The 7077-nt window shown below is 70.1% G+C and carries 6 protein-coding genes; 1 reads left to right on the top strand and 5 read right to left on the bottom strand.

Annotated features, from left to right (window positions below):
- Window positions 1-254: 254 nt before the first annotated feature.
- Complete coding sequence (locus ACIP67_RS39360; protein ID WP_401698533.1) at window positions 255-1337, bottom strand: hypothetical protein; 1083 nt, start codon at window positions 1335-1337, stop codon at window positions 255-257.
- 205 nt (window positions 1338-1542) lie between these two features.
- Window positions 1543-2346 carry an N-formylglutamate amidohydrolase gene (locus ACIP67_RS39355; RefSeq protein WP_401698531.1) on the bottom strand — a complete coding sequence of 268 codons (804 nt, stop codon included), beginning with the start codon at window positions 2344-2346 and terminating at the stop codon, window positions 1543-1545.
- Window positions 2347-2740: 394 nt separating this feature from the next.
- Here ACIP67_RS39355 and ACIP67_RS39350 point away from each other — a divergent pair, with 394 nt between their 5' ends.
- Entirely contained in the window at window positions 2741-4627 is a 1887-nt protein-coding gene (locus ACIP67_RS39350) for a DNA/RNA helicase domain-containing protein (RefSeq protein WP_401698528.1), read from the top strand.
- Here ACIP67_RS39350 and ACIP67_RS39345 read toward each other — a convergent pair.
- From ACIP67_RS39345 to ACIP67_RS39335, 3 genes are all read right to left on the bottom strand, one after another.
- Window positions 4580-4930, bottom strand: coding sequence for a hypothetical protein (locus ACIP67_RS39345; protein WP_401698525.1), 351 nt, complete (start codon window positions 4928-4930; stop codon window positions 4580-4582). The two genes, ACIP67_RS39350 and ACIP67_RS39345, sit on opposite strands and share 48 nt — an antisense overlap.
- Window positions 4931-5260: 330 nt before the next feature.
- Complete coding sequence (locus ACIP67_RS39340) at window positions 5261-5692, bottom strand: ATP-binding protein (protein WP_401698522.1); 432 nt, start codon at window positions 5690-5692, stop codon at window positions 5261-5263.
- A 142-nt stretch (window positions 5693-5834) separates the two neighbouring features.
- Entirely contained in the window at window positions 5835-6956 is a 1122-nt protein-coding gene (locus tag ACIP67_RS39335; RefSeq protein WP_401698520.1) for a hypothetical protein, read from the bottom strand.
- Window positions 6957-7077: the final 121 nt, after the last annotated feature.

Below are 7077 nucleotides of genomic sequence, written 5' to 3'. Positions count from 1 at the left end.
TGGACGGTCGCGAGGCCGTGGACGGTCGCGAGGCCGTGGACGGTCGCGAGGCCGTGGACGGTCGCGAGGCCGTGGACGGTCGCGAGGCCGTGGACGGCCGTGACGCCGCACCCGGTCGGGACGCCGTGAACGAGGCGCAGAGTCTGGTGGGGAGGCCCGGCCTCCCCACCGGTCCTGCCTGCGTCCTACCCGCGTCCGCCCCGATGGCCGCGCCCCGGTGGGCGCCCCCGCGTCCGCCCCGGCGGGCGGTCCGGTCACCGGATCAGGACCAGGACCAGGATCACGAGGGCGACGAGGGCCGCCGCGATCAGCGAGGCCTTCCACCTGCCCTCGTCCGACAGCCGCCGCACGGTTCGCAGACGTCCGTCGGTGCCCCGGAAGACGTAGAACTCCAGGTGGGGAGAGCCGGGAGCGCCGGCCTTGACCACCGTCAGACGCCGGAGGACGACCTGCCGTTCCTTCTCGTCCTTGCGGCGCCGCAGGTACGGCTCGACGGCCGTGCGGTGGTCGGCGGAGAGATCGCCGGGCAGAGGGTCGTTCAAGCCGAGGAGATCCTCCCGCCAGCCGCCGGCGTCCAGGTCCGACCCGATCCGCCGAGGCCGCGGGACGGGGGGAGGCACGACGTCGGACCGCCGGGTCCACTCGATCCGTCCCGCCGTCCAGGACGTCAGACTCCCGTGCCCTTTACAGGTGGTGCATTCGGTGGTGCCCCTGCGCCCGCACGGCGCGCAGGGGATGCGCCCGGTCGCCCCGCACTCCGGGCACCTGACCTTCCCCCAGCCCCGGCAGCCGGGGCACGCGCTGTCGGGCGTGTGGCACCCCTCGCAGGTCACCCGTTCGTCGGGGCGGTCGGCGCTGCCCTGCTTCGGAGGCCGGGGCGGGGCGCTGGGCAGGCCGCCGTGCTTGAGGTACTGCGTGCACGCGCTGACGCCCTGGCAGACGGCGCACACCTGCGCGGGCTCACAGGGGCGGTACGTCATGCCCGCGCAGTCGGCGCACTGCCGCCGGCCGTTGCCGCAGTCGCAGGACCGGAGATGCACCGAGCCGCGCCGGACCAGGTCGAGCGGCTGGTGCTGCGGTGACTCGCGGGGGCCGAGCTTGTAGTCCCGCAGCACCTCGTAGGTCGGCTGCTCCGAGAGGGCGACGGTTCCCGGCCGGTGCCGCATCTCCTCCGTGCGGTGCTCGATGCTGCGGGTGACCGTGCCCTCGAGAAGGTGCGAGCGGGTGAGGAGGAGGTCCTCCAGGGGCGGAGCGGGGTTCTTCCTCCGGCCGGAGCGTGCCAGGTACGCACCGATCGCCGCACGTACCTCCTCGTCGGACGGATCGTCTGCTGCCACGGCGGCACCCACTCCCCCCAGTCGCGCCCGCCCCTCCCGCCCGGGTACGGGCGGGAACCGGTGCCGAGCGGCACCAGTGTGGCGGCAGCGGGCCTGAGGCAAAAGGGCGCGGGGTGGTGCGGGGACGACGGATCCAGCGTCCCCGCCACGCCGTACGCCGTACGCCGGCGGCGACGAGCTCAGCGGACCGTCACGCCGCCCGTCGTCACGCCGCGCTCACCGCGTCGAGCAGTTCCGCGAGCGCGCCGGCGAGCTGGTCCAGCCCGGGTCCGTCGGCCGGGCCACCCGGTTCGGTCATGTAGACATCGCGCCGGACCTCGATCATCAGGGCGCTGACCCGGGCATCCTTCCCGTAGTACTCCAGCGGCACGTACGTCCCGGCGAAGGGACTGTCGACCCCCGTGCCGCCGAAGCCGGCGAACGCCCGCTCGGCGCGGGACAGCAGCTCCGCCGGGGTGTGGAAGCCGTCGCTGCCCAGGCAGACCGGCGGACGGGGACCGTCACCGTGCAGCTCGTACGGCAGGCGCTCGGTCGGATACGAGTGCACGTCGACGACCACCGCCCGCCCCACGGCCGCCAGCCGCTCGGCGACCGCGTCGGTCATGGCGGCGGCGTACGGCTCGAAGTACTCCTCGACGAGCGCCCGCCCGTTGTACCCGTCCGGACGCAACCGCTCCTTGTGCGTGGTCCGCGTGTACACCGCGCCCATGCCGACGGACAGCATCTCCTCCCGCTCGTCCGGGAACCGCTCGGGGTCGACGACCAGCCGGGACATCTGATTGACGAACCGCCAGGGCGCGACGGCGCAGCGCGCCGCGGCGGCCGCCGCGATCTCCGCCGTGTGCGAGTCGGTGATGTGGTCCAACTCCCGCTCCAGCGTCACATCGTCGAGCACGATGCCCTGCCGCACCTCCGCCGGTATCGCCCGCGAGGAGTGCGGGACGTGGAGGATCACGGGGGAGTCGGGGGCTCCGGGGAGGAGCTGGAAGGAGGCTGACGTGTCGTTCATGTGCGGTGACCTCGCTGCGTGTTGCCGTGGATCGTGCGTCGGGAGGCATGTGGGCCTTCCGCCTGGCTGATCGGACACGATGTCGTGTCTAATCAGGCCCGGTGATCATATAAGTCACGATCGGATGATCGGCATCGCTGTATTGATGCCGCTTGCGACGGGCCTGAGGGGAGGCGTCCGGACAGGACGTGTGAACGGGTGCAGCACGCCGTCCGGCCGCCACAGCACCCTGCTCAGCTGACCGTATCCAGGGCTCCGGTGCCGCTGACGGTACCGCCAGGTACCCTCGACCCATCGTCAACGCGGCCCGACGGGCTTCCGCTCCACCCCGGTGGAGTTCCGAAGGACACGCCCCCACCCGCACGAGTCTCTTCGTGCTGCCCGGGGGAAGTCCTTGCTGTTCCGCGCGTCCGCGAAAACGGTTGCCGTCATGGCGCTCGACGGTTCGCTGTTCCTGCACCTCACCGACAAGTTCGTCCACATGCACGGCTACCGACCCGGCACCTCGGAGGTGCGCTCCTGGGAGCGCAGTATCCCCGTCCTGGCCGCCGCGCTCAACGACGCAGGTCTGGGCGACGTGGAGGTCATGCTGGAGTACGCGCTCCCGCTGAACAGCAAACGCGCCGACGTCGTTCTCGCCGGAGTCCACCCGGCCACGGGGGAACCGTCGTACGTCGTGGTGGAACTCAAGCAGTGGAGCCAGGCACTCCCGCACGAGGACGACCCGACGCTGTGCCACGTCGATGCCTACACCCACCCCGTCCTCAACCCGATCGAGCAGGTGCGCCGCTACTGCGAGTACCTGGTCAACTTCAACGGAGCCGTGTCCGAGTACGGCCACAGGGTCAACGGGGTGGCGTTCCTGCACAACGCCACCGAGTTCGGGGTGACCGGGCTGAGGGAGATCGAGCGGGACGGCCACGGTCTGCTCTTCACCGGGGAACGCCGCGGTGCCTTCCTCGACCACCTCCGTGCGAGGCTCAGCGACAAGCATTCTGGCGCGCGAGCGGCGGACGAACTGTGCGACGGTGTCAAAGTCCCCTCGAAACAGCTCATGTCCGTGGCCGCCGAAGAGGTGCGTGAGCGTACGCAGTTCGTGCTCCTCGACGAGCAGCAGGTCGCGTACCGCATGGTGCTCAACGCGGTGCAGAAGGCGAAGAACGCCGACCGCAAGGAGGTCGTCATCGTCACGGGAGGTCCCGGCACCGGAAAGAGCGTGATCGCCCTCCAACTGCTCGGAGAGCTGTACCGGCGTGGCGTACCGACCCTGCACGCCACCGGCTCCCAGTCCTTCACCAAGACGATGAGGAAGATCGCCGGGGCCCGTAAGCGTGAAGTGCAGGATCTGTTCAAGTACTTCAACAGCTTCATGACCGCCGAGAAGAACAGCCTGGGCGCTCTGATCTGCGACGAGGCCCACCGCATCCGGGAGACCTCCGCCAACCGCTACACGCGTGCCGAGCACCGGACCGGCAGGGCCCAGATCGACGAACTCATCGACGTCGCCTATGTGCCCGTCTTCTTCCTCGATGAGCACCAGGTCGTGCGTCCCGGCGAGATGGGCACCGTCGCCGACATCAAGGAGGCTGCGGCGAAGCGGGACATCCCGTGCCACGTCGTACCCCTGGACAGTCAGTTCCGCTGCGGCGGCAGCGACGCCTACCTGCGCTGGGTGGTCCGACTCCTCGGACTGGAGCCCGGCGGACCGGTCACCTGGGAGCCCGACGGCCGCATGCAGCTCCTGGTCGCCGACAGTCCTCAGGAGATGGAGGCGTTCCTGGAGGCCCGGCGAGCCCAGAGCTACGGCGCCCGCATGTCCGCCGGCTACTGCTGGCCCTGGTCCCCGGAGCCCAAGCCGGGTCACCCCCTGCCGCCCGATGTCGTGATCGACGACTGGGCCCGCCCCTGGAACCTGCGCGGTGACCGCTCCGTCTCCGGCGCGCCCCCGGCCGCGCTGTGGGCCACCGATCCGGCGGGCTTCGGCCAGGTCGGCTGCGTCTACACCGCCCAGGGCTTCGAGTACGACTGGTCCGGCGTCATCATCGGCCCCGACCTGCTCTGGCGCGGAGACCGCTGGGTCACCGACCGTACGGCGTCGAAGGATCCGGTCTTCAAGCGGTCCACCTCCGACGCCGACGTGGACCGCCTCATCCGCAACACCTACAAGGTGCTGCTGACGCGAGGGATGGTCGGCACCATCGTGTACTCGACGGACCCCGAGACACGGGCGAAGCTACGTCAACTCGCGGGAGGTGCGGCGCGGGAGCTGGCTCCGGCCTGACCGCGCCAAGGATGCCCAGTTCGCCACCCAGCGGGCCATCGATCGTTCACTGCCGAGGCGCGGGCTGCCCAGGCCGACCATCCACCCGGCACCCTCCACGGGCACCGGGTGTTCCGGCTGTCCCACCGCCTCCAGGCGTTCGGCGAGCGTGCGCCACCCGGCCGCGTCGTCCTCACGGATCTGCACGTTCGCGGGGGCGTTCCCCAGGTCCAGGGTGGTGACCAGGCGCACGCTGCCGTCGGGAAGCCGCTTGGCTTCGGCCGGCGCCCAGGCGTCGGTGGAGCGGGACGGCCGGACCAGCACGGGCTTGCCGTCGGGGCCGTCCTGCCACCTGCGGGTACTCGTGCCGCTCGTCGGTGTGCGCGGTTCGGCGGCCCTTCGACAGGGGCACCCTCTGCTCGTCCTTGCCGTCGCTGCGCAGCTCGGCAGCGATCTCCAGTCGGACCGCGGTCAACAGCTCGTCCACCGGATATGGACGGGTCGACTCCTGCTCCATCTCCACCCCCGAGGTGATCGGCTCATCGCCAGGACATGTGCCGGACCGGGGCGCATGCGGAAGCGCGAGCTTATGTACACCGGCGTGGGGCAAGGGTGTTACCGGTCAGCGCTGCTTAGTAGGGGGCAACAGCCTCTTCACAGGGCACACTCGGCCCAGACCGTCTTGCCGGAGGGCGGACGCGGTTCCGTGCCCCAGCGGTCGGCGAGAGCGGTGACGATGAGCAGGCCGCGGCCCGACTCGCTGTGCGGTGGCGTGACCCAATCCGTCCCGAGGGAGGGCAGTCGGTCCCCGTCGGCGTCCGTGACCGCGATGCGGAGGACGCCGGTGACCGGGTCGTGGGTGAGGTCGAGGCGGAAGTCGCGTCCTGAGACGTGGCCGTGCAGCACGGCGTTGTTGGCGAGCTCCGCGACGATCTGTTCCGCACGGTCGGTGACGACCGGTGACGTCTGCCAGGTCCGCAGATGCTCGCAGGTGAGGAGCCGGGCGAGGCGGGCACCCCGGCGCGTGGACGACAACTGCTGCGTGAACGTCCGCACGGTGGGGAGCTGGGGCGTTGCTGTGTTCATGGGGCCACGGTGACGGGCGTGAGGCGCCGGGCGCCAGCAGCTCGCCGCGTACGGGAGGTCACCGTACGGAGACGCCTGGTGAAGAGTGCGGTGGCCGGTAGAAACTACTGGGCCACCGCGTTCCCTGGCGGCTCGGGAGGCGTCAGGCAACGCGGCTGCAGCGGTCTCGTAGCTCGGAGATGACGGCTTTCTCGCGTGCGTTGACGTCACCGTCCACGGTGGCCACCCGGTCGGCCGCGTCGATGATGTCGCTCAGATCCCCCGGCTCGGCGTCTATGCGCTGCCACACCTCGGCGGGGTCGATGTCGACAAGGTGAGAGAGCTGTTCGTCGACCACCTGATGCTGCTCCCGGACCACCCTCACCAGGTGCCGCATCAACAGCGTCTCGTCATCGGTCATCTTGCGGTTCGCCCTGATGACGAGCCATGCGACCCACAGCATCAACTGCGGGTGCTGACTGCTCTTGCTCAGATTCTCGGCGAGTTCGATCACCCGCGCCTCGTTCCGGAAGACGGCCTGCGCGTGCCGCCCCGCGAGCAGCGTCGTGTAGCGGTTCAGCACTACCGCGAGGGGAACGCCGACCAGGGGGATGCCGATCTTGATGACGTTGCGTTGCAGGAGGTGCTTCCCGACGACGGGGAGCCCCCTCGCGGCGGCCAATACCGTCTTGGAGTAGTAGCGCTTGATCACCGGCCGCACCATGGCCGGGACCGCCTTGAGTACGCCTTCCCGGACCACTTCCCCGCTCTTGATCGTGAAGGCCACTCGAATGAGCTTCCACATGTCCTCGGGGTCGGACAGGTCGAGCGGGACCCGGTAGAGGACTGAGATGTCGTAGGCCAGGCGCATCTGGAGCCGGGTGATGAACGCGACATCGACCATCAGGGTCGCGACGGCGGCCGGGACGGTCGCCGGCGAGGCACCGCCAAGGCTCCCGAGGGTGGCGATGACGGCCGCCGAGTAGGCCCCGGCGGAGAGCCCGCCTTCGAGCGCGGCGTACCGGGCCGCCATCTTGATCCGCTGATCGACGATGGCATCCGCGGGTACGCCCGTATACCGCTCCTGGAAGTACTGCCAGTCGACCTTGGCGGTGTAGGAGCTCATGGCCTCAGCGCTGAGCCTGGTGAACCAGCTGCCTGACTTGATGTCGTCCGCGCTCAGCCCCTTGATGAACTCCCGTAGCTCGGCCTGTTCCTGCTCGACGACCTTTCGGTCGGCAGCTTCGTCGCCGTCGGTGTCGGCGTCAATCGGAGCCTTGGCCATGATGCCCCCCCGGGCGGTTCAGCGTGTAGCCAGGTCGCCTGGTTCGGACAACCCCGCTGACGTCTCAACACGGTGACTCGGTAGTCGGCACATCTGTCGACGGGTGTCCCGTGAACTGCAA

Origin of the sequence: Streptomyces sp. NPDC088812 (assembly GCF_044750285.1) — a bacterium.
Taxonomy (GTDB): domain Bacteria; phylum Actinomycetota; class Actinomycetes; order Streptomycetales; family Streptomycetaceae; genus Streptomyces.
Note: the sequence above shows the minus strand (reverse complement) of the source record. Positions and strands in the feature narration are given on the sequence as shown.

What these genes read in the sequence shown, in the direction of transcription:
- ACIP67_RS39355 (WP_401698531.1), bottom strand. Translation starts at nt 2,346, where the DNA reads ATGAACGACACGTCAGCCTCCTTCCAGCTCCTCCCCGGAGCCCCCGAC.
- ACIP67_RS39340 (WP_401698522.1), bottom strand. Translation starts at nt 5,692, where the DNA reads ATGAACACAGCAACGCCCCAGCTCCCCACCGTGCGGACGTTCACGCAG.
- ACIP67_RS39335 (WP_401698520.1), bottom strand. Translation starts at nt 6,956, where the DNA reads ATGGCCAAGGCTCCGATTGACGCCGACACCGACGGCGACGAAGCTGCC.